17 protein-coding genes are annotated in these 22,765 nt (G+C 37.4%); 14 read left to right on the top strand and 3 right to left on the bottom strand.

Going from position 1 to position 22,765, the window contains the following annotated elements:
• The first annotated feature begins 811 nt into the window (after window positions 1-811).
• From AAEY99_RS19415 to AAEY99_RS19390, 6 genes are all read left to right on the top strand, one after another.
• Window positions 812-1,453 (top strand): nuclease-related domain-containing protein, encoded by a 642-nt coding sequence (locus tag AAEY99_RS19415; RefSeq protein ID WP_220487383.1) that lies wholly within the window; start codon window positions 812-814, stop codon window positions 1,451-1,453.
• A gap of 288 nt (window positions 1,454-1,741) precedes the next feature.
• Window positions 1,742-2,014, top strand: coding sequence for a DUF4011 domain-containing protein (locus tag AAEY99_RS19410; protein ID WP_351011638.1), 273 nt, complete (start codon window positions 1,742-1,744; stop codon window positions 2,012-2,014).
• Window positions 2,015-2,160: 146 nt separating this feature from the next.
• A complete protein-coding gene (locus AAEY99_RS19405; protein ID WP_351011637.1) occupies window positions 2,161-4,017 on the top strand; it encodes a hypothetical protein in 1,857 nt (618 codons plus the stop codon).
• 27 nt (window positions 4,018-4,044) lie between these two features.
• Window positions 4,045-6,441, top strand: coding sequence for a WD40 repeat domain-containing protein (locus tag AAEY99_RS19400; protein WP_351011635.1), 2,397 nt, complete (start codon window positions 4,045-4,047; stop codon window positions 6,439-6,441).
• Window positions 6,422-7,291 carry a toll/interleukin-1 receptor domain-containing protein gene (locus tag AAEY99_RS19395; protein WP_351011633.1) on the top strand — a complete coding sequence of 290 codons (870 nt, stop codon included), beginning with the start codon at window positions 6,422-6,424 and terminating at the stop codon, window positions 7,289-7,291. The genes AAEY99_RS19400 and AAEY99_RS19395 overlap by 20 nt, the downstream gene beginning before the upstream one ends.
• A gap of 387 nt (window positions 7,292-7,678) precedes the next feature.
• Complete coding sequence (locus AAEY99_RS19390) at window positions 7,679-11,509, top strand: AAA family ATPase (RefSeq protein WP_351011631.1); 3,831 nt, start codon at window positions 7,679-7,681, stop codon at window positions 11,507-11,509.
• 815 nt (window positions 11,510-12,324) lie between these two features.
• Here the strand turns inward: AAEY99_RS19390 and AAEY99_RS19385 are convergent.
• Entirely contained in the window at window positions 12,325-12,780 is a 456-nt protein-coding gene (locus tag AAEY99_RS19385; RefSeq protein WP_351011630.1) for a hypothetical protein, read from the bottom strand.
• Window positions 12,781-13,223: 443 nt separating this feature from the next.
• On the opposite strand from AAEY99_RS19385, the gene AAEY99_RS19380 reads away from it, so the two are divergent.
• From AAEY99_RS19380 to AAEY99_RS19345, 8 genes are all read left to right on the top strand, one after another.
• A complete protein-coding gene (locus tag AAEY99_RS19380) occupies window positions 13,224-13,550 on the top strand; it encodes a hypothetical protein (RefSeq protein WP_351011629.1) in 327 nt (108 codons plus the stop codon).
• A gap of 28 nt (window positions 13,551-13,578) precedes the next feature.
• Entirely contained in the window at window positions 13,579-14,172 is a 594-nt protein-coding gene (locus tag AAEY99_RS19375) for a hypothetical protein (RefSeq protein WP_351011627.1), read from the top strand.
• Between the two features lie 51 nt (window positions 14,173-14,223).
• Window positions 14,224-14,922, top strand: coding sequence for a metallophosphoesterase (locus AAEY99_RS19370; RefSeq protein WP_351011625.1), 699 nt, complete (start codon window positions 14,224-14,226; stop codon window positions 14,920-14,922).
• Window positions 14,923-14,992: 70 nt separating this feature from the next.
• The gene (locus tag AAEY99_RS19365; RefSeq protein ID WP_182745141.1) at window positions 14,993-15,580 is read left to right on the top strand and encodes an ECF-type sigma factor; all 588 of its coding nucleotides are present in this window, start codon (window positions 14,993-14,995) and stop codon (window positions 15,578-15,580) included.
• The gene (locus tag AAEY99_RS19360; protein WP_351011623.1) at window positions 15,577-16,707 is read left to right on the top strand and encodes a serine/threonine protein kinase; all 1,131 of its coding nucleotides are present in this window, start codon (window positions 15,577-15,579) and stop codon (window positions 16,705-16,707) included. The genes AAEY99_RS19365 and AAEY99_RS19360 overlap by 4 nt, the downstream gene beginning before the upstream one ends.
• 164 nt (window positions 16,708-16,871) lie before the next feature.
• Window positions 16,872-17,378 carry a hypothetical protein gene (locus AAEY99_RS19355; RefSeq protein ID WP_182745137.1) on the top strand — a complete coding sequence of 169 codons (507 nt, stop codon included), beginning with the start codon at window positions 16,872-16,874 and terminating at the stop codon, window positions 17,376-17,378.
• 489 nt (window positions 17,379-17,867) lie between these two features.
• Window positions 17,868-18,689, top strand: a complete 822-nt coding sequence (locus tag AAEY99_RS19350; RefSeq protein ID WP_351011621.1) for a hypothetical protein — start codon at window positions 17,868-17,870, stop codon at window positions 18,687-18,689.
• A 226-nt stretch (window positions 18,690-18,915) separates the two neighbouring features.
• Window positions 18,916-19,455 carry a hypothetical protein gene (locus AAEY99_RS19345; RefSeq protein ID WP_350979119.1) on the top strand — a complete coding sequence of 180 codons (540 nt, stop codon included), beginning with the start codon at window positions 18,916-18,918 and terminating at the stop codon, window positions 19,453-19,455.
• A gap of 170 nt (window positions 19,456-19,625) precedes the next feature.
• On the opposite strand, the gene AAEY99_RS19340 is transcribed toward AAEY99_RS19345, so the two are convergent.
• Both AAEY99_RS19340 and AAEY99_RS19335 read right to left on the bottom strand, forming a co-directional pair.
• A protein-coding gene (locus AAEY99_RS19340) for an IS3-like element ISShfr8 family transposase (RefSeq protein ID WP_101086511.1) occupies window positions 19,626-20,713 on the bottom strand; the annotation gives its coding sequence in 2 pieces (ribosomal slippage) (window positions 19,626-20,452 and window positions 20,452-20,713; 1,089 coding nt in all).
• A 691-nt stretch (window positions 20,714-21,404) separates the two neighbouring features.
• Window positions 21,405-22,712: a tyrosine-type recombinase/integrase gene (locus AAEY99_RS19335; RefSeq protein WP_351011619.1), complete on the bottom strand. Its 1,308-nt coding sequence runs from the start codon at window positions 22,710-22,712 to the stop codon at window positions 21,405-21,407.
• Window positions 22,713-22,765: the final 53 nt, after the last annotated feature.

The following is a 22,765-nucleotide window of genomic DNA, read 5'->3' as shown; positions in this document are numbered from 1 at the left end:
GCAGGCCGCTTGCCTTGCAGAGTTAAATTGGTAAGATGTTGTTCATAAAGAAAATCAAAGCGTTGTTGTTCATGAGAGTTCATGATAATACTCCTAGATAAATGCCAAGGTAGGCAGGGTCTAGTAAGTATTTATGATGGTGAGAAAGATGGGCTTTTATCTTTTCTGCCGCAGAGCGGCTTCGTTCAACAAGTCAATCTGAAGCATACTTATGATTGTTCTAATTGTGAGTGTTAGAGCTCAGACACCAACACAATTTGGTCTAGAAGTGGGTTAGGGCGTATAAGACATTTATTTGTGCCCCGAGCAGGTTCGATAGACAGATCAAGTGCAGTGTACCTGTTTAGAGTTTCCATCTTTTCTGACTGAAATTAATTCTCAACAGCAGGAAAATATGGTTTAGCTACGTCTATAAAACTAAGCTAGGGATCGTTAAAAGTCAGAGTCATCCGCATTATCTGTATTGAAAACTGAAGCTTGAAAAAAAGTAAGAGATTTTATTGATGTGTTCGAAAATTTCATCTCATTCAACAATTATCAAAATACGCTTTGCCTATACAAAATCAAATGCACCAAATCTCGAAAACATCTCATGAGTTAATGCGGATAATTAATGTTAAATGAGATAAATTGAATGTAAGTGCTTCAGTTTACATTCTGAGTCCATTGGCCTTGTTAAGTCGTTCCGATTTCACTTAGTGTCGCCTAAAAAATTCAAAGTTCACTGACTTGCTCAACGTTAATGTTGACCAGGTCACATTGTGTCCAACTTCCTTGGTTAATGTCTACGCAGTATAGTTCGGTGAGTGCAGTGAATAATCTTCGTCGTTTTGCCAATCTGCGCAGTTCATTAAAAGACGAAACAACGAGAATAGAAAATCAGTTAAGTGATGCATTCGAATGCCGTGGCTTCAATGTTATAAGGAATTATACAGCAAATACTCCAAACGGGATTGAAGCAGGTGAGATTGATTTAGTTTGTGTTATAGACAATATTGTCTTTATCATTGAAGTGAAATCAACATACTACCGTACAACTCAATCTGAGATATTTCATCACCGGGATCGTACATTACGTAAAGCGGGTATACAGGTAAGAAAAAAAGTCGAAGCAGTTAAGGATGATCATGATTTAAATAAAGAACTTAGACACATATTAGGATTAACGATTGAAACACCTAAAATTAAAGGGTTAATTGCTGATACGTCACTCGAGTTTGACCATGACTATTTCGCTGGTTTTATGAAAGTGAGCATTGAAGAGCTTTTGATTGCACTGGCAGATAATGCTCATTTTTTGTGTAATCAAGAGAAAGAAATTACATCGTCAATGGCATCAGGAAAGCAGGTTGATTTTTCTTCAGAGCCTTTTTCTTTGTATCCATTAGGATTTAATGGCAAAGAGTTTCTAAGGGTAATCGAGGATTCGCTTGTTTGGGCAAAGGCTGATTAATATTTCAACCATAAGCCCTTTATAAGAGGATACAGGTTATATTATGCAGCTAAATTCAGTGTTACCAGTTTTCATGCACACTATTTATTGAATATGTTGTATTTTTGAATCTAGATCACTCATATTTAATATGAAAATGGAAATACCATCATCCTAGTGTTGATCATTTCTGAGCATCTATCCATAATCGAAGTAACAAAGAAACGTTTCAGTTGCTACGAATACATTTCATAGCCTTTAACATACGAATTATGATCTTAGTTGCCCTATTTCTCTGACTTTTATGAAATGTTAGCCAAGGGTGAACACATGGAGAGTGAGGTATCTATGGATGACTTTCCAGCATCTGCTTTAAATGATAATTTTGCATTCGATTCACTTCAATCGATTCGAAACCGCTTATTAGATCTAACTAACCGCAATCGTCTTCTTAATTTTAAACATACTACAAGCGGGTTAATTCGAATTATCGATGAGATGCCTGATCAGCTACCACGTATTCCCCGAACTTCACTTGACATAATTTATGTTACACCGACTTTTAAAGTTTATTATATTTGATGTTAGTTTACAACTTCACTAACCGTTGAAAACTATTACTTCTAAATCACATTTTTTACTTAAACTGCCACAAGTGTTAAATTGATGTTTTACTTTTTTATTATCTAGTTAGTATAATAACGTCGCGCTTTTAATGGATTAAATTTATGCTCTCTCCAAATGCTGTATTAGAAAACTGCCTACCATTTATTATTGGGGTTACTGGGCATCGTGACATATATAATTCGACAATTTTAGATCCCCCCTACAAAAATGACATACGTCAAGCACTGTTATATTGGCGTGAAGTGGTTGGTTCAAATACGCCAATTTGGTTAATGACGGGGTTAGCTACTGGCGCTGATTTACTAGCAACAGAAGTGGCACTTGAGATACAGCAAGCTGGTGAGCTAGGTGCATTTAAGATAATTGGCTGTTTACCCATGCCATTAGAACACTATCTGTCAGACTTTTATGGGTTGAATTATGCCCCTGATGCCGCAGAGCAGCTTAATACAATCGTTGCGGCGCTTGATTCAAATAATAATGAACTCATTGAAGTACGCCATAACTTGAGTGAAGAAAATTACCAAATCGCAATTAATGACCCGGCATATGGTGCATTACGCAACAGCTTATATCTTAATCAAGGTCTCTTTATTTCTAAATACAGCAATGTCTTACTGTCACTTTGGGACGGTAAACCTTCTCTAGGTGTGGGAGGCACTGCTGATATTGTGATCTATAAGCTTGGGGCTGAAGTCATATGGCCTATAGGAACTGAAAACCCTGCTTTACAACCCACCTCTGACTTTGATGGCCAAACCTCAGGTTTAGTTCATCACATTAGCGTTGATCGAATGACTCAAAATGAAAACCCAAATGTAGATGTAGATGTAGCGTATGAGTTTATTGAATATACCGAAGGTAAACCTGCGCCGGTTGGGAAATTGTATTCGAGTTTGCGTAAAATCGAGCAAAATGACAGTTACTTGCAGGACTTTCTATCAAAAGAGTTCGTTAAGTTGGTGGCTGAGTTGGCGGTACATAATAGCAAAGCGAGTCAACATAGTGTGGTGGAAGAAGCTGATGGAAATATAGGATTACAAGGCACCAAGTCTATCTTTAAAACCGCTGACGCCCTAGCATTAGCTGCTCAAACGGAATATCGCAAATTTTTACTCATGTTTTTTTTATTAGCCATTCCAGGTTATGCCTTATATGAAATAGCCGGAAACTGGGTTAATTCAGATATTGGCCTAAGCATATTCACCCTCATTTTTGTGGTCATTCTAAGTTGTTGGTGGGTGATTAATCAGACCGCCAAGAAAGATATGAAATGGAACTATCAACTTGCACGTGGTGTGGCAGAGGCAATGCGTATTCGTGGCTTTTTGAACATGGCTGATATTGAACCTTCATCTACAACACTTATTCCACGTCGTTTTAGGTTACACCTGCCGTTGCTTAATCATGCCATTGGTATTGCAGAGCTGGATTGGTGGCGTTATAAAATATCCTTTCAACGCGAAGATATTGAACAAACCTGGTTACGGGACCAGCTGAGCTTTTTAAGCTTAAGACTGCAACAAAGTGAGTGTTCGTTTAAAGAACTTATTTATAAACGCCCAAGACATGCAGCAAGCATGGCGAACCGATACTCGAAGGGCTTTTTTTACTGCTCAATTGGTATTGGTGTTGTATTACTAGTGCTGATGTCGTTGCAGTTAACACTTCAAATTACCATATTTACTCAGCTTAACGAGTGGCTGATGCTTTTATTGCAATACAGCTTAATGATAGCTGGTTTAATCTTACTGTGGAGCGAACTTGCTGGGTATGAAATGACGGCAAAAGGCTACGAAAGCCTCGAAGATTTATATCGTCGTGCTTTAGTGTTACTCGAGGGGCAATTAACCCCTTCAAAAAAACAAATGTTATTGGATTTAGCGCGTGAAGCCATGTTCGAGCATGTCTCTTGGACAAGTTCAGAAACGAAAAATGACTTAAAACAAAAACAATAGAATATCTGACGTAACAGGGAAGAGATAATGAGTTCACCAGTATTAGAGCGTTACCAAACAAAAACATTAGCTGAAGTAGAAAAGCTAAGTCGAAGCAACGAGATAAAGCTTAGTAACGGCTACCATGTAGAGTGGCATAATAGCCATGAATTTGATTTGATATGTGAAGATGAAGATATTCATCAAACCATAAATATACATGAAGACAAGGTGACCGCAGTAGTCCAACTGCAGCATAAGGCCAATAAGGATTACTTTGTTACGGTCGGTTTGGATCATACTGCTCAGGTTTTTAAATTCTATGGTGAGCATGTTGCTAGCCTTGATGAACATGGCGATGTCATTATTGGTGTGTTTGAGCTGGCAGATGGTCAAATCGTCACGGCAAGTAAAGATGAAACTTTGCGTTTTTGGAATCCTAGAACAGGCGTTTGCTATTCAACAATTGAGGCTAAAATTGAGAGTATTGACTCTGTACAGTTCTTTGCACATCAAAAGCAGCTAGCCGTCAATGAGCCTGATGGGATCAGTATTTGTCGTTTCTCTGGTGAGCAAATTATTAAGCTAAAGGGTCAGATAAAGCCGTTAAAGTCACTTTATCAATTAAGCAGTGGTAATTGGTTAACTTGGAGTGAAGGTGAAAATCCTACCCTTTGGTCTGAGTCTGGCGATAGTTTAAAGCGCTTTAATTTTAACTTTTCATTTGAAAATGGCTTGATTGAGAAAAGCGCAGAACAGCAATTGCTGATTAAAAATGTCAATGAGCAAGTATCGTTATGGCAAAGCAATGGCACCTTGATTGATTCACACGTTAATACAAAAGAGGCCTCGTTATGGCAAAACGATGGCACCTTGAGTGATTCACACGTTAATACAACAGAAGTCTCTGACTTATTCGCTGTGTTATCAAAGGCATTAGCGCAGGTTAAGTTGCATATTGAAGAAAAGCCAACAATTAACCATTACCGCCATTTAAGAAACTTTATTGGCAATAAAGAAAGTGTTTTTGTGCCTGCAGATGAGTTGGAATCGCAAAAGCTGAATTTTGACGAGGATGCTAAACAAAAAGAGTTGTGGGACTATTTCAATCGTCCTATTCCGAGAGAGCTGTCAACCGCGATGAAAACAGAGGTAAAAGAGGCGCGCTGGGCTGAAAAAGTGCTCCATAAAAAGATTGAAACTGCGCAAGTAGCGGTGGAAACTCACCAGAAAAAACGCGGCGTTAATAAGATTATTAGCTTAGTTATGTTGTTTTTAACCTTGGTAACTGCTGGAGTAGGCGCTGTCCTTTGTACTGGGGCTAATGCACCTGATTTATTCAACCAGCTAGCTGGCGAGTATATTTCAGGGTTTAGGCCGCTTAAGCTTGATGCTGTGATGAGGATTTGTGCTGGGATTATTAGCGTACCATTGCTATTTTGCTTAATATTTTTCATGAAAAATAGAAGCCAAAAAACGCTGCAGCTATTGGAAACGGGCAACTTAACCCTGCTTAATGCGCTATTACCTGAGTATTACAGACTCATCGACAAGGTAAAGGCTCATCGCGCTCAATTATGGAAGAGTGTGCCACTCAGAAAGAACTGTAACCTTTATAGTGGCGAGTCTGTTAACGCGACGATAAAAGACATCATTGAAAATCAAATCGAAAAACAAGCGCTGCATAGTTGTGGTTTAGAAAAAGCAGATGTTATTTATTCTAATCACGAAGCCATTGTGCTGAGTGATTGGGCCTTGATTCAGTCTGATGAAAGACGTGCTCCTGCATTAACTAAGCTGGACAGAAATAATGAACTGAGTTTTTGGGGAGATAATAAAGGTTCGTTAGTTTTTGCGGTGCAATATATTCAATTTATATTTTTAACTGCTGACAAGATTGATTTGTTTACTGGTTTTTATGATTTTATTAATCAAGAAATGAGTGGTAAATCGTCCAAAAGCTTTTTCTACAAAGATGTGACCTCTGTGACTAAGGACGATGTGGAGCGCCCAGATATGACTACTGTGACTAAGGACGATGTGGATCGCAAAACTGGTATTGGAGAAGCAACCATTTCAGCTATTGACGTTAATCTAGTAGTAAGTAGTGGCGATAAAATCCGGTTAACTATTCTTACTCAAGAAAGTTTAAAGAGTATTGTGGATGCAGCAAAAGATAATCAAGAAAAAGAGCGAGTGAGTAATCATTCTATCTTGAAGTCGCTGGAAGCAAGAAAGAAAAGTATTCTTGAAGACACTGACATGGATGAAGACGAACGTGAAGAAGAACTTGATGATGTTGAAACACAAATAAAATCCATGAATGAAGAAAATGCGCCTTTAGATAACGAGATATCTAACAATAAAGCTGAAGAAGCCATTAAGAATATCCGCCATCAACTTAAGTTGCATAAGCAGGAACGTAATGAAGAAACTGTTTCTTAGTTATAGCTCAAAAGATCGTGCACTTGCCTTATCGCTCAAGGCAAGTTTAGAGCATTTAGGTCATCAGGTTTGGTTTGATCAGGAAGGTATCACCGGCGGTGAACATTATGCCGCAGTGATACCTAAAGCTGTGAGTGATGCAGAATTGTTTTTGGTGCTGTGTACTAAAAACTCTATGGGTGATGCACGAGTTAACTATGCTGGTTCTAAGCAAGTGATTAAAGAAATTGAATTGGCACTGCAGTTTGGTTGTCAGGTTGTGCCGTTAAAAGCGGATGATACGCCGAAAACAGCATATGATAACGCTTACCAATATCATCAGATAGTAATGCAATGGGTTGATATTTGCGCAGCAGTTGCAATGAATGATTACACTGCAGCGATTAAGGAAATACTGTCATCGAATCACTCAAAGCCTAAAGAATCACTTGATGTGCAATATTTGAAGCAAGCGACAGAGGCGTTAAAAACGGCTAATCCGAAAGCCGCGTTAACTATTCTGGAACATCATCATTTTCAAGCTGATATGAAAGATGAAGCTCAGTATTTACACCTAATGGCTAAGCTACAAATAAAAACTTTTAAGCGGTTGTCTAAAAGTCAAGCGGATGCCTTTGTCTCAAGTTTTACTCACTTGTTGTATACCGATATGGCATCGGCTGCAGCTTATAGTCTAGGGGCCATTTCCCGGCATTATTATCAGGAAAACTTCATTGCTGATGCAACGCCAGGATTTAATCAATTAAGATCAATTGGTCAAAGTAAAGGGCGCGTGAAAGCGAAGTATAAAAAGACAGTAGAGCCGATTTTACCTGCTGGTAATCGTTTCTCTTTGGATTGGGACTTCTAGCCTAGCCATGAATGTCTAGTAACTTAAATTTTTGGAAAGATTTATTGTAAATTCAACGACTATAATCGAGATTCGGCGCATGTTGAGACTCACCAAAGATGGGATTTATTATGAGTCTTTCTTTTCATATCTTTCAATTTATTGTTCAGTGTCACAAGCTTGAAAAAGCATAAAGAGCTTGGAGTGCAGAAGGTTTTCTCGGGGGATTCAGGCCGACTACACTGTAAATGGGGAATTAATGAAGTGATTTTAGTTTTTTTGAAATGCTGTTTATAAAATAACAATGCTGTTAATTCACTCACTATTTATTGATGTCATTGATGGTGAATGTTTTTCTTCTTTAGGCTAATACAGCAGCTTTTAACCTTTAAATTTAAGATGATAACTATGTTTTTTGAACGATTGAACGAATCTTTTTTTACATTTCGAACAGTGTACTGTGATGACGTAGCCATTGCGGATGATGCCTTAGTCAATTCAGATATACTGTTACCTGTTGTATTATTGTGTATTCGATATGCTATTAAAAATACGGCTCTTGAGGGAAAAGTATTCAATTTCAAGACTTTTAAGCAAGAGGAATCATTGTGTTTTATTGCTGTGGACACGTTATATAGCCTTGATGATGACGTCGCTGTCATGATTAGTGACGAATTAGGTGGCTTTAAAGCAATTAAAATGTGTGAATATAACTTAACTCGCAAGCTCGATTTAAAACCATTGGTAATGCTATTCAGAGACACATTCAAGTCAGCAGCAGAAAATGAAAATGTAGATGAGTCAGAGCTTTTAGATGAAATATTTTCTGAACACTTTACATTAACATTAAGCCAAGACTTTATTGATAAAGCCCTAACGACACTTAATGACAACAAGTCAGGAAAACCTAAAGTACGTGACCCTTTAGAGTTTGAGCAATATTCAATTCTACGTACTGCGCCACCACAATTATTCGAAGAAATGGCCGTTGTCACTGTTGCCAGTTATCTGTCTGAAAAACCGTTAATTGAAGTACAAAAAATAAATGCAGAAGCGTTACCTGAAGTGAGTATCGATATAGTGCTGGCGACATTATTGGGTTCTCCCAAAAGCTTACAAGTATTAGCGAAGTATTTTAAGTGTCAGCCAAGCCAAGTCATTATGCCTGAACATATTTATATGTTGAGACAAAAGCTTAAAAATAAAGCCGTTACTCGCAGTATTAATGTAGAGAACGACACCAGTAAAAGCTGGTATGTAATTGCAAAAAGTTATGCTTCTCAGCTTGAATATGATGCTGATGTAAAATATTGCTGTGATGAAGGGTTTAGTGAAGGCAACTTTAACGAAGGCGAGTTTAATGAATCATTGTTTATTGCAGCACTTTTAAACATGTCACACACAAGCATCAAACAGTTAAAGCGGTTAAATAAATCAACTAACCATATTGGCAAAGCACTAAAAATTGAAAAACAACTGTCGATAGCATTAAACAATCAAGTTATAGGGCAACAAAAAGCCATTCAAAGCCTTACAAAAGGGTATTTAACGTCAAATATAAGCCAAAGTGTAGGACCAAGATTGATTTTTACGTTTGCCGGATCTTCCGGTGTAGGTAAAACTTACCTGTCCTCAATTTTTTGTGATTTATTGAATCAATATGAACGTTCTGGGTACACGTTTACCCTTTTTAATATGGAACAGTATTCACATAAAAATGATGCGATGAAGTTGTTTGGAAGTGGGGTGCAATACAACGATGCTAACCTTGGTTTAATTACAAGTGCAGTTAGGGCGCAGCCTAGGCAGGTTATTCTATTTGATGAAATAGAAAAAGCACACAGCAATGTGACTCAATCTCTTTTGAGCATTTTAGATAGTGGCCAAGCACAAGACCAAACGAGTCAAGAGTTTGTTAATTTTGACCAGTGCATCATTATTTTTACCACTAACTTAGGCCAGGATGTATTAGCCAATAACAATCAACAGAATCAGTTAAATATTTTTGATGTTTTAAGGTATTCACAAAGTCCTGCGAATGGGTCCAAGTTGTCTATTGAATTTGTTAACCGCTTATCTAAAGGGTATTCTGCATTATTTACACCTTTGCAGATAAATCATTTTACTTACTTAGCAGAAAAAGAGCTTAATAAAGTCAGTGAACATCAAGACATGCTTGATTTTACTTGGCCTGCTAATTTCGCATCATTTTTATTACAGTCATTAGCACCTGACATAACTGCAAGGCAGTTAACCGCCTCGTTATCGAAATTAAAAGCAGAAATTTTGGTTAAGTCGAGTGATCTTATTACTGATGACTTATCATCCATTTCTTGCAACGTATCCGTTAATGAAAACACTGTCGGCATTGATGTAAAACAGGTATTAATATTTGATAATGATAAGCAATTCCAATCTAAAATTGAGTTTTTAGATCCTAGTTTATCTACTAAATTGGTTGATGACGCCGAAAATATTAAACAGATGATGCAGCAATATCGACCTGATGCATTTTTAATTGATATGGACTCTGTTTCTAATGCTCAATTATCTATCGATGAAATCACCGAAAAAGTGCATGGTATCAACCCAAAAATTCCGATTTTTAGCTTTCGATTAGTCAACAAAGACGTGGTTGAACATAAAAATCAATCCTTGAACCACCATATTAGGCAGCATTTTGAATTAGAAATTGAAACGATAAAAACAACATTTTCAGACATGCTAATGCGTATCAACTATTTTCTAACAACCGAAAAAACCATACGACGCATGATGTCTCGAAATGAAAGAGTTGAGTATCAATGTCGTGTTGAGTTAAAAAATAATGCATTGGACGTATCATTTAATAATCTATCTTATTGTCAGGTCATTCATTCAAAAGATTTACAAGAAACCAGTTTCTTTAATCACAGCCTGCCGAGCGACTCACTTGATGATGTTATTGGACTCGATAGGGCTAAAAAACGTTTAAAAGAGGTGATTAGCTGGCTAAAGACACCTGATAAATTATTAAATTTCGGCGTAAAAGTGCCCACTGGCTTTTTGTTTGCAGGTCCTCCTGGGACGGGGAAAACACTATTAGCCAAAGCGGTTGCGGGGGAGTGTGAGTTACCCTTTTTTAGTGTGACCGCATCCGAACTGTCATCTCCTAATAATGGTGGCACAACTGAAAACATTAAAAAGTTGTTTGCTACCGCGAGAAAGTATTCACCGTCTATTGTCTTTATTGATGAAATTGATGCTATTGCCGGCCAACGAACCAATAGTACCGATGGCAGCTCAAGAGACCGAAATTTAACGGTTAATGCGCTTTTAACAGAAATGGACGGCTTTTCAAGTGGTGATGCGCCAATATTTGTCATGGCGGCGACTAATTTCCCACAATTACTTGATAAAGCCATTACACGACCAGGTCGATTTGATGAGACAATTTATTGTGACTTACCAAATAAATCTGCCCGTTTAGCATTTTTTAAACGTTTTGCAGATAAGCATAATTTGAATTGGCAACAAACTGAATTACAGCAATTAGTGTCTTCAGCCCAAGGCATGTCTTCAGCACAAATAGAACAAGTTTTACGAGAGTCTGTTTACCAAGCTGTTGGTGACAATGAGCAACTATCTACTGAACACATAATAAAAACCATGATTAGAGTGGCCTATGGTTCTCCCTCAGAACATATATTATTGAGTGACGAAGCAAAGCTAAGCACGGCTTACCATGAAGCGGCACATTTGTTGGCTTATAAATTATTGTTCCCTAAACAACCAGTTGATTTTATTACTATTGAACCGAGAAATTTTACGTTAGGATTTGTTGCTACTCGGGAAGCAGAAGAATATGAAAGCCTGTCAAAGCGAAGAGTTATGAGCAAATTGCAAGTATTACTAGCGGGAAGAGTAGCAGAAAAATTGTGCTCCGGTGATAGTGATGAAGTGAGTACAGGCGCTTCGAGTGACATCGAAAAAGCAACTCAATTAGCCATGCATGCCATTTACGAAGGAGGGATTGAAGCAACCGTTGGCCCGATCAATATTGCCTTATTAACTAGATTCGAAGAAAGTGAATTGTTATCTGTTGCTCAATTAGCGGTGAAAAACTGGTTAGAATTGGCTGAAGTACAGGTAGAAAAATTGCTCAGTGACAATTATCAGTTACTGACTAACATTACTACAATACTACTGGAAAAAGAGTCTTTGCTCGGTGATGAGATTGAACAATTATTTTTCACTTAGCATTGTTTACACTTATGGCTAATGGGTGGCTCAGGTTTCTGTAGTAGCCCATTCAATATGACTTTGGCTTACTAAGACCGTAAACCAAAGTCATGCTAGAGCTTTATTTAGCTAGATAATAGAGTGGAATATAGCCATTTCACCCGTTAAATGTCTGCTTTCTCAAAAATAAGTCTTCAAAAAGCACCGATAAGGAAGGGAATTGAATATTATTTCTAAAGTGATACTCGCACCAGTAAAGCTATATTACTATTTGATGATGCTGCCAATCCAGCTTGTTTTGTGGTGTATCTTCAAATGTTCAAGGTTTGTTTGCATAACAAGGCCACTCATTCCTTATTTTGTCGGTGTAGGCTGGTTTATCTACTTGTTTGGATTTGCTGCAGGCAAAGAAATGCATTGGCTTTATGCTGTTTTTTTATGGGTGGCAGGTACTGGATGTACTTCGCTATTTCTTATCTATATAGCGTTAATATTTTTGTTTATACATAATGGATTAGTCGAACGATTCGACGAGTAATCATTACAAATACTCTGCATTAACGATTACTTGGTATCGCTCCTGCTGCGTCATACAAACCGAAAAAGAACGATAAGAATACATAGGAAAAAACCAAGGCGGATAAAGTAGAAATATAAATGCCATATCCTTCTACATTGATGAACATTAACAATAAAAAATAGCCTAATGTAATATAAATAGCATTATCGATACCTAAACCCCATATGTATCCGATATACCCCGCGACAAGCGCCATGATAAAACGAATCAAATATAGACCGATAAAAAAGATTATGTTTACCACTGAGTCACCTTAGTTTTGGAACGCATTTCTGATGACAAAATTGAAATTTGATTCAATTTCAGCCTTCATGTTTTCATTCATATTTATTTTTTCACCAAGCGGTCTAAAGTAATAAAGTTTGAACTGCTTACCTTCACGAATTATTTTGTAGTCAAAGTTCAGAGAACCACATTCATAATCCCACAAATGCCGAGTATAAGGATCCGTGTGACCAATAATAGTACCAGTGTATCGGGTAAAGCAGCCGACAAATGGGATGGTAAACTGGCTACTTGTTATTCCATAAGTATTAAACTTTTCTGATGTTCTATAATTTTGTAAGTCTGGGTACTCTGTTAATACTTGTTTTGGCAGTATTCCCTTAGGAAAATAGATCAGCACTAAAGTCAGTAATATAACGTAGACGATATTGTCATACCGTTGCATTTTAGGTACATCGATGAATCTTGTTGAAAAATACTTCATTTCGTCCTTGTTTCGGCCTAGTGTATAGCCAAAATTCATAAATGTAAGAAGGTTATTTTATTTAATTAACTTACTGATATTATTGCATATATAAAAGATACCAATCAACCTTGTTACGTTAGATAAATACTCTAATTGGTCTGGTACGTTTGCAATAGTATTCATGTACGTCTTAAACCTTGATTGAACTTTAACACTGGGTAGTCGCTTTTTGTTAATAATATCAATAACATAAATGTTTTAAGGTTTTAATGTTTGATTGTTCATGACGTGTTTTTACACTCTACTCTAACATTGATATGTTCTGATTTTTCCTCTTATATATTCATTTTCTTTGCGTAAAAAAATATATTTTACGTCACTCCATGTTTTTCATCATTTCTTTAAGCTAATCCCAATCGCATATGACTTTAGTATGCATAACAAAAAGAAAGGATTAAAACATGAAAGCAATGATTAAAAGTAACATTAAATTTGGCGTCGTTTTGGGTTTGAGTGCATTAGTACTCGTAGGATGCGGCGGGTCTTCTGAAGAAGAACAAATGACTTGGCTAAATGAGTGGAATAGTTCGGGGAATTATCAAGCTAATCTTAAAATGTTAGGTGTGTGCTTTAAAAAAGTGGGTATTAGAAGTATGACTCAAGAAATGAGTGATTCACAAAATGAAGCCGTCAATGAATGTGAGTTAGATTATATAATGGATTTAGCAGAAAAAGATGGCATTAGCCTGGATAGAGAGTTGTTAGCTAATAATATTATTCAGCTTTAACGTTGCAAATCTAATACAAGGATTGAAAATGTCATTAACAAATAAAAGCTTAGAACTGACTTGTGATGCAAAAAAAACAGTAGGGCAAGTCACGCACGAGTTGAATCAGTCACCTTCTTTTCAACAAGCTAAGTCTGCTATCACCAATACAACAAATAGTGCGTTAACTGCAGATATACCGAATATTAAATTAATGAACTTTTTTGCGGTATTCAGTCTAGCTTTAATGCTGTTAAGTACATTTTTTCCTGTGATGAACGTATTGGGCAGTAGAATGCCATTAAGTGACATAGCACCAATATGGTTATACATAGTGACCATTTTTGCACTGTGTAGTCATCTTTTTGGATTTAAGCAGTTAATTTCACGCGGTACTTTAATTATTCTATTACTGTCTATTTCCTTTACCGTTTATCAAGACATATCCGACGTATTTCAAGCAACACAAATGTTTGGTAGCGTTAATCGCAAAGAAGTTATAAGAGGAATTGTTGAAGGGTTAAGGTATGCGGATGTTGGCTTCTATATGTTTATATCAAGCTTCGTACTGACTGTGATTGCAACGATAAAGCCAGGCTATAAAACTAATCATGCACTGTGGGATAAACTGGTTAGCAAATAGGTTATTACTCTCAAGGTCAGTTGTAAACTGGCCTTTTTTATGGATGTGTTTATGCATTTTATGCCTAGAAAGCAACATATTTATACTCCTGTTAATTCAGTTGGTAGAGACTATATAGTTGGTGATATTCATGGTCAAATTAAGCATTTATATAAAAAATTAGCAATATTAGGCTTTGATTTTAAAAGAGATCGGCTTTTTTGTACTGGTGATATCATTAGTAAGGGGCTAGGCAGTATTGATTGCCTTAACTTGCTCACTAAAAAATGGTTTTTTTCTGTTTTGGGAAACCACGAACAACTTTTTTTATTAGGATTTCAGTGTTCAAGTTATTGGGCTTTTTTAATCAAAAACGGAGGAGGTTGGTTAGCAGAAAATATTAGTCATTATGATGTATTACTTCGATGGAAAACTATCATTGATATCACCATGCCACTAACAAGGACAATTCAAGTAGGCTGTACATTTATTGGAATTAGCCATGCTTCAGCTTTAACTTCTTGGGGCAAGCTTCAACACGATGAATTGTCCGATGAGGATATATGGAATGTGCTTTGGAGTAGGCCATTACATGACCTAAATATGTGCACTGCAATTGAAGACATTGATTATGTCGTCCACGGGCACAGTCCAGTGAGGGAGATAGTTCAATACGAGAATCGTTTTTGGATAGACACTTTTACCTCAACACAAGAATTGACGATCGTTAATTTAACTGATTTACCCATTGCATTAGTCAATAGGTTGTAATTGCTAGTAATATAGGCTGAACTAGTTGATAATTTACATCATTATTATATTGAACAATATAGGGAATATAGTGTCCATTAGAGAGCTAAGTAATGCCACTGAATTACTGTTAGGTTGGCAAAATAGAGATAAGCATAAAAGCGAGGAATTCCTCATTTATGCGTATCAAGATATTCGATCTATAGTCGAAAAGTATCTTTCACATCATCGTCCAAATGAAACAATTTTACATGATGCATCTATTACAGAGCTGGCCAATGAGTCTGTTGTGAAGTTACATCGTTGGCGTAACGATGAGCAGCCCTTTGAAGGGAGGCAAGATTTTTTTGATTACGTACGCGTCTCAGTTTGGCATTTACTCTTTGGTAAACCACATCAATCCTTACTAAATCAACAAAAAGCTAAGCATGAATACCTTCAATTACAGTTGACGGATGCAGAGGTGTCTTTACCTAATTGGACAGAGAATCTTACGTTATCTTCTGTGTTGGAGCTTTTACAGAAGTCATATCCGAGACAAGCTGAAGTATTTGAGTTGAAAAATTTTGCAATGGTAACACATCAGCAAATCGCTGATATGTTAGATTTATCGACCAGAACAGTTGATAACGATTTACAATTTGCCACGGCTTGGCTTAGAACAAAGCTTACAGAATGATAGATATTGTTTCTCTGTTCGCTGAGTTATCGTGTTTAAATACCCTAGAACAACAGCAACGTTTACAGCCATTAAAGATACAATTTCCTGAGCAAGTTAATGAACTTGAGAAAATGCTCGCCATTAATCATACTCCCGTATCAAGTAGTGAACTAATAGAATCACAAATGTCCAATGTTGTTGATTTATCCTATGAATCCTTAATTGGACAAATTGTCATGGGTTTTACTGTCACTAAGCTTGTATCTGAAGCTGGCGGTATGGGGTTGGTATTTGAAGGTGAACAGCGCTTAATCTGTACTGATAGTCATAAAGGAGAGGCACATAAAGCGGCTATTAAAATTCTGCGAGCCAATAAGTTTAGTTCAACGCAACAACGAGCCATTTTTTTTAATGAAGCCACAACCTTAATGTCACTAGACCATCCCAATGTATGCAGCATATATGGAGTATCTGAGGTACTTGGTTCCGCTTGTATTGTGATGGACTTTATTGATGGACAAGGATTAGATATTTGGTTGGCGAGTAGTAAAAAGAATTTAAAGCAGAAACTGAATATATTTGAGCAACTATTAGGCGCAGTAAGCTATTTACATCGAAAACATCTTTACCATGGTGATTTAAAACCGCAAAATATCATCATCAATGATCAAGGTCATTTAGTATTAATCGATCTTGGTCTCGCTAGAAAGTACAAACGAAATATGAATGACCCATTCGTTTCTGCTTATACAATTAAAGCATTCACTCGCTTTTGGAGTGCACCAGAGCAAATCGCAGGAGAAGTTTCTTCCGCACAATCTGATGTATATTCACTTGGTGTGTTATTGCATTATGTATTAACCGGTACCACTGTTTTACCAGGGCATCAGTTAGGGGGTAAATACTCAGAATTAAATGCCATCATTAACAAAGCATTATCTAATAATCCTGAATTTAGGTTTCCTGATGCTTTAGCATTTGAACAGAGCATTCACAGGTTTAAAGCTGGATTACCTGTAGTTGAATACTCACAAAGCACTTATTATTTATTCCAAAAATTGCTGAAACGCAAACCCTTCACATCTCTTGCATGCATGTTGTTTGTGTACTCATTTGCAACCACGGTCTGGATTTTTACTCACTAAAATTACTTAATAAAATTATTCAATAAATTGCGTATTTTTTTTTAACTTCTGTCACTGCAGTAATCTACTGCTATTTCATATTATAGCCACAAGTTAATCACAAACGCTGTAAGCGCGTTTGTGTTTATAACGATGTTGAATAATAAAATAATAGAGAGAAATCAATGAATTCAGATCATAATGTTGAAAAAAAAACCGGACTTAAACAGAGCTTACTTGAGACATTTAAAGGGCTAGATACAAAAAACAAAACTATGGTCATCGGTGGTGTCGTATTAGTATTTGGGATTTTACTGTCATTTTCTGGCTCTGTAAATACAGGGAATATTGGTGAAACATTTCCTCAGGAAGCCTCTGTTAAAGAGCAATGTCACTTTATTGGAGAATACGAACGAAGTCTGTATCGTGCTGCCGTTGAAGGCGCTTCTGCTGAAGATATTCTTGAGTTAATGAATAATGATATAAAAGATCCTGAAGAGTTTAAGCATTCGCCAGCCCAGTATTTTTACAAGATAAAGCAAAGTAGCATCAGAAAAGTCGACAATTTAGTTGCCAAGGTAACTGGGGAAAAGTTTCAATCTAAATCGGGCAGTGAGCAAAATGAAAAAATCGATTATAGAGGTAAACGATTAGAATCTGAATGTTTAGCCGGTTTTAACCGCTCTAAATAGAATTGATTGATCATATTTCTTATCGCTATATGGCTTGAGTAGGGGCATTGTACTCAAGCCATAATCAGCTCTAGACAAGGGCGAGGGCGCGAGCATTTACCATACAGATTTAGTCTATTTTTAGAGCTAAATGTGTTCATTACGCTATCACTTCATCAATTGTTGTAAGTGATTCAGTATTGAAATTTTCGTAGCGACCAAAAAACGCATACTCATTCGCCTACGATGCCCTGTGTCACAATCCTAATGAATAATGAGAAACATTATTTTGTAAGAGTCTAATAAATATGTGGCAGTAAACAGAACTTGGATTAAGTGTCGTATTAGCGAACTTTAGACTCTTGAGTGATATGTTTTTTATTCTTTTACTTTAAAAATACTGTTCTGGTCTACATACACAACTATTAAAATAAATATCAAACATCAATGTATTACGCAAAGATAATACGTTGTACTAGTGTCAATAAAAACCTAATTCGAGGTAGAGAAATGATTAACGATCAACAAGACAACACAAAGAAATTTAGCGGCTTTAGAATAGTGAATAAGCTTGGGGGTAGCTTTTTTATTCTATTTTTAATAGGTGCTTTTTTACCTTTGGTCGCGGCAGGAGGCTGGTCACAAGAAAAAATAAGTTTATATGAGTATGACCAACCTCTTTTATTAATGTTCATAGCATTAATCGGCATCATAGTTTACCTGTCCGGTATAAGCCGTTTATTTGCTAGAGTCATTTCATCTGTTTTTATTGCCGTTGTAATATTAACTATATTGTCAAATGCTTACGACATCTATGAGGCAGCTAAAATACTGAGAGCGAATGAGTTTAGGGTTAGCTATTTGGTGCGTTCAATCAGTGAAGCATTAGCCCCTTATTCATTTGTTACAAAACAAGATTTAGGCAGTAAATTTCAATACACATTATCGATAGGTGCTGTAATTTTAACCCTTTCATTTGTTGGAATTACAGGCTGCATATTTTCTCCTCGATATAAAGAAAACAAAGAATTACAAGAAAAGATTGTTGAAGAAAATATAAATTCATCTGTATCTCATACTTGGAAAGAAACTGAAACTGGCAATATTGATTCTTTAACGACAGAAAAGATGCTCACAAATAGTCTAATGGCAAAGCTTATTAGTTTCGTTAAACACATTTATAGCATTGTAGCACCGGTTATTAATACATTATTAGATAAATGTTCCAATCTGATTTGTGACAAAATACCGACGTTAAAACCAAATCAACAAAAAGTAAAATTTGGAGTAGGTTGTATTTTAATAATTCTAATCTATATAATTATTTTTTAAATTATATGATGTTTCTAGCCCGTTATTGACGCTATTCCATAACGTTAATAATGGGTACTTATTCATTTTTATTGTCTAAAAGCGCTTTAGCCAGTATTTGTTATATAACTTGTGATTCTTAGCGTTGCAGTACCTAAAGATACGGACCTAAACCACTATTTTTGAAATAATGAATAATAGGCGCGAGCAGCTAGAGAAGCAGCTTAAAGTTGATCCAGCTGAGTTCGTGTCTAAATTGCTGAAGTACAGTGCGTTGTTGGTACTTATTTGTGAATATTACCCAATTGATAATAATAACGCGTTAGCGTTAAGTCATCTCGGGCAACGCGACATTCTCAATGAACTCCGCTACGAAAACGCAAAAGCGATACTTAAATTTATCGACAAGTTAACACTTAAATTTGAGCGAAATGTAGAGTTAAAGTTTTTGAAAAAGCTGCTAGATAAAACAATGTGTCGCTACAAAATTTTTAAACATCACCAGACAATAAACTATGTGACCATAAGCCTGGATAACCGATACCCATTTTTAACCTGTATAAAATTAGGCCATTCGATAGCAAATGATAAAAATCTCAAAAGAGGGTCTTTACTTGCATGTCTAGCCGATACGATAGCACTTGGATTAGCTCTAGGTATAAATGAGCCTGCAAAACGAATTGGCCAGCTTTCGTCACGGGATGAACTTGAAAGGTTACATCAACAATGGATAGATCTCCGTAATGATACTAGGCGAGTAGTATCTAGACCAAGACCTGTTGATTAGCCATAGGAAATTATGATGACCTTATTAATGATTGCGCATTCACAATGGACCATCGCCAAAGAGTGACCATTGGGGTGAAAGTAAATAAGCGAATAGGCATGCTTGAATTGGATCAAATCTCCGGGATACGGGTAATCTCCCCATTTTTAGCTGAGATCAAAAGTAGAGACTTAGGCCACTAGTGCCAGTTTTTGCTTTGGTGGGACACCACCAATTGCTGTATTGGGTCTTTCATTGTTATAAAACCATAGCCATTGTGTCGCATGTTCCTGTACCTCGGCAATACTATTCCAAAGATATTGGCTCAGCCATTCGTATCGCACAGTCCGATTATAGCGTTCTACATAGGCATTCTGCTGTGGATTGCCAGGCTGAATAAATTTCAGTTCTACATTGTGTTTTTCAGCCCAGGCAGCCAGTACCGCACTTATATACTCTGGACCATTATCACTGCGTATTTGTTTTGGTTTTCCACGCCATTCGATGATTTGATCCAATGTTCTCACCACACGCTCCGCAGGTAAGGAGAAGTCGACCTCTATCGCCAAGCCTTCACGGTTGTAATCATCAATCACGTTCAATAACCTAATGCTGCGACCATCTTCCAGTTGGTCGTGCATAAAGTCCATGGACCAACATTCATTGATTGCCTCTGGCACCGCCAATGCGTCCGGTTTATCACGCTTCAAGCGTTTCCTCGGCTTAATTCGTAGATTTAGCTCCAATTCTCGGTAAATCCTATACACCCGCTTATGGTTCCATCGGTAGCGTTTCACGTTACGTAAAAAGTAATAACATAGCCCAAACCCCCAACTCCGATGGGTTGATGTCAGTTGCTGTAACCAGTCGGCTATTGCAGCGTTTTCATCACTGAGTTTTGCCTGATAGCGATAACAGCTCTCACTGAGTCCAAACAAGGCACACGCAAATGCGATCGAAATGGCTTTATCTTGCACCGCCTTTTGCGCGAGCTCCCGCCGCCGCGACGGCTTTACCACTTTTTTTCGATGGCCTCTTTGAGTATTTCAGCTTTGAGTCGCTCTTCGGCATACATTTTTTTGAGTCGTGAATTCTCAGCCTCTAACTCCTTCAATCGCGCCATCATAGAAGCGTCCATGCCACCGAATTTGGCGCGCCATTTGTAGAAGGTCGCAGAGCTCATGCCATGCTCACGGCAAAGTCCCGGAACTGGGGTGCCAGCTTCGGCTTGTTTAAGGATTGCTAGGATTTGGCTGTCGCTAAATTTTGATGTTTTCATGCAGAATCTCCCTGCGTATATATTACGAGAAAATTCTACTTTTGAAATCTACTATTTTTAGGGGGGATTACCTACGTAATGCAATCGCAACAAATGAAACTCGTGAGATAGTCTATACGTGGTTTGAGAGAGTAAAGAAAACCTATAAGCAAAGATTTGACCCTGAGTCTGAACTAAGGGTTTAAAAAATTACGAAATGGCTCTGGCTTTGGGTATTACAAAGTCTGTTTGCATTTGTAGGCTTTATTAAAGGAATACCACACGTCAGTTATCAATATCACCAACTGAGAAAAACTCATTTAAAACATACCACAGGATTTGAAAAAGTCAGGTGGTAAAAACAGCACCTAAAAGCGCTCTGATTAGATTCTTGCACCGTAACAGTGCAAGAAAATCGTTCGTATCAATTTAACCATCTGATTCTAAATACTAAAAGGCCAGATCCACGAAGTGAGACAAAACTCATTTGGTATGAGAAACCACACAAAAAAACCGTTAGTTATGATGACACAAATACCCTATTTAACATAATATACATTGTGCGCATACTTATGCGCACATTAGAACTTATGTTCAATACTAAGTCTTTGTAGGCATTGATTGTTCATTAACAGCCTAATGTTGCTTAATGTGTTGTTTAGCATCGTGCTGAGATTGCATGCTTTAACTTTTTACGGTTTGTGCCTGCCAATTATTTAATCTCAGCAAGATGATTTAACGGTTTGTTGAAAGCACTTTGATGTCGTTCAGTTTGTGTGGTGTGTAAATACTGTGATGTGGTGTCGATGCTCTCATGACCGGCATCGGCCTGGACATGTGACAATGGGCGTCGGTTGATATTGATGTCATGCGTGATCCCAGTATGGCGAATATTATGCGCACTGAGTTTTCGCATAAGTTGGCTGTCGTGATCAAAACCGTCTTTAGCGGCATTGTCTGCAGCCAAGTTAATCAGTTTGTCTATTTCGTCACGTATGTGACGAATACCAAGATTGGCATTGATGACACCAGATTCACGTCCATGGGCTGCTGCTTTGTGACGGACAAATATAGGATGTTGATCGTTGATGTTGGGTAAATCACTGAGGCGCAGATAACGTCGATAATCAACTAGTCCAGCCAGCAACGCTTTTGATATAGCAATATTACGAGCTTTGCCGCTTTTAGAAAATGGTACGTGAAAATACCAGATACCAGAATGTGGATCTTGTCTGAACTGGCTCATGATGGGCGCATAACCTGCGCGTGCACTTATTTCCGATATGCGTAAGTAGCAGCTATATAATAGTGTGATGAGGAATAAACTGCGTTGATGCTGCTCTGGTTGAGTGTCTGCTAATTGGCTTACGGTGCTAATAACATACGACCATTGTAGCTCTGTAAACGCATGATGGTTGTTGTCTTCGTCGATGGTAAATTTACGTTTAATGGAGAATCGGCTGTGTTTAAGCCATAACTGAGCTGGGTTTCGCTCGGTGTATTCTTCGCTAATTAGATAGCCATAAAATGAGGATAATATTGCTATTTTAGTCTTCAATGCATTATCACTCAGTTGATATGGTAGGCATTTTTCGAGGTGTTTTTTACCGATAAATGGCCGCCATTGTGGGTTTGGCGATCGCTCTGCGGTGGCTTTATCGAGTTTGAATTGCGCTACATTGAAATAGCCTATCAATGTTCGTGGCGGCGATTGGCAGTAATCGATGTATTTGGCGATGTCTTTACGCGTTACCGCGATTGGCGATAATGCGACGACGTCAAAACACCAATGAAGAAATGTGGTTAACTCGCTGCGGTAGGCTTTATAGTTGTTTTCAGACTGCTTTTGCTCAAATAACCAATCGGCACAGTGCTCTATGATGAGCCCTGCATCGGCCACTTTATCTATTGAAATTCGGGTAATGTACTGATTAACGGATGCATTACCTTGTAAAACATGCTCTGCAGCATCAAATAGTGGTAATACTGGTGGCAGTTCATCAATGATATTGTCGGTCATATGATTAAGTCTAGGTTATTGATTATATTGCCTTATTATACTATTTTTTGCTT

It is taken from the genome of Shewanella sp. S1-58-MNA-CIBAN-0166, assembly GCF_040310085.1.
In the GTDB taxonomy this organism is placed as follows: domain Bacteria; phylum Pseudomonadota; class Gammaproteobacteria; order Enterobacterales; family Shewanellaceae; genus Shewanella.
The sequence above is the reverse complement of the archived record's forward strand: the minus strand, read 5'-3'. Positions and strand labels throughout refer to the sequence as shown.

What these genes read in the sequence shown, in the direction of transcription:
- AAEY99_RS19410 (WP_351011638.1), top strand. Translation starts at nt 1,742, where the DNA reads ATGTTAGCCAAGGGTGAACACATGGAGAGTGAGGTATCTATGGATGAC.
- AAEY99_RS19405 (WP_351011637.1), top strand. Translation starts at nt 2,161, where the DNA reads ATGCTCTCTCCAAATGCTGTATTAGAAAACTGCCTACCATTTATTATT.
- AAEY99_RS19400 (WP_351011635.1), top strand. Translation starts at nt 4,045, where the DNA reads ATGAGTTCACCAGTATTAGAGCGTTACCAAACAAAAACATTAGCTGAA.
- AAEY99_RS19395 (WP_351011633.1), top strand. Translation starts at nt 6,422, where the DNA reads ATGAAGAAACTGTTTCTTAGTTATAGCTCAAAAGATCGTGCACTTGCC.
- AAEY99_RS19390 (WP_351011631.1), top strand. Translation starts at nt 7,679, where the DNA reads ATGTTTTTTGAACGATTGAACGAATCTTTTTTTACATTTCGAACAGTG.
- AAEY99_RS19385 (WP_351011630.1), bottom strand. Translation starts at nt 12,780, where the DNA reads ATGAAGTATTTTTCAACAAGATTCATCGATGTACCTAAAATGCAACGG.
- AAEY99_RS19380 (WP_351011629.1), top strand. Translation starts at nt 13,224, where the DNA reads ATGAAAGCAATGATTAAAAGTAACATTAAATTTGGCGTCGTTTTGGGT.
- AAEY99_RS19375 (WP_351011627.1), top strand. Translation starts at nt 13,579, where the DNA reads ATGTCATTAACAAATAAAAGCTTAGAACTGACTTGTGATGCAAAAAAA.
- AAEY99_RS19370 (WP_351011625.1), top strand. Translation starts at nt 14,224, where the DNA reads ATGCATTTTATGCCTAGAAAGCAACATATTTATACTCCTGTTAATTCA.
- AAEY99_RS19360 (WP_351011623.1), top strand. Translation starts at nt 15,577, where the DNA reads ATGATAGATATTGTTTCTCTGTTCGCTGAGTTATCGTGTTTAAATACC.
- AAEY99_RS19355 (WP_182745137.1), top strand. Translation starts at nt 16,872, where the DNA reads ATGAATTCAGATCATAATGTTGAAAAAAAAACCGGACTTAAACAGAGC.
- AAEY99_RS19350 (WP_351011621.1), top strand. Translation starts at nt 17,868, where the DNA reads ATGATTAACGATCAACAAGACAACACAAAGAAATTTAGCGGCTTTAGA.
- AAEY99_RS19335 (WP_351011619.1), bottom strand. Translation starts at nt 22,712, where the DNA reads ATGACCGACAATATCATTGATGAACTGCCACCAGTATTACCACTATTT.